This is a genomic window from Pseudoalteromonas sp. BSi20439, assembly GCF_000241165.1.
Classification (GTDB): domain Bacteria; phylum Pseudomonadota; class Gammaproteobacteria; order Enterobacterales; family Alteromonadaceae; genus Pseudoalteromonas.
Window position 1 is genome coordinate 1 of the sequence record NZ_BADW01000163.1, and the last position, 435, is coordinate 435.

Genomic DNA, 435 nt, shown 5'->3' on the forward strand with positions numbered 1-435 from the left:
ACAATGCACACAGAGCTTATTCTTGATGCGTTAGAGCAAGCTATTTGGCATCGTGGCAACCCCGAAGGGTTAATTCACCACAGCGACAGAGGCAGCCAATATTTGTCTATACGATACACTGAGCGACTTGCTGAAGCTGGAATTCAAGCGTCTGTAGGCAGTGTGGGTGACTCTTATGACAATGCATTGGCTGAAACAATAAATGGATTATTTAAAACAGAGATTATTCGCAGAAATGGCCCGTGGAAGAATGTTGATGCTGTTGAATACGCAACGTTAGAGTGGGTCAATTGGTTTAATAATCAACGCTTATTATCTTCAATTGGGTATATTTCACCAGCTCAATATGAAACAGACTACTATGATAATTTAAACGAGTCAGGTAAAGTGGCCTGACTTAAACAAACTGGTCTCCGATGAACTCGGGGCGATTCA

The 435-nt window shown here is 41.8% G+C and carries 1 protein-coding gene; it reads left to right on the forward strand.

All coding sequences use genetic code 11. The features are described 5' to 3' along the window. A partial coding sequence (locus P20439_RS13160; RefSeq protein ID WP_036934068.1) for an integrase core domain-containing protein occupies positions 1 to 396 on the forward strand: 396 nt, incomplete at its 5' end. Positions 397 to 435 lie beyond the last annotated feature (39 nt).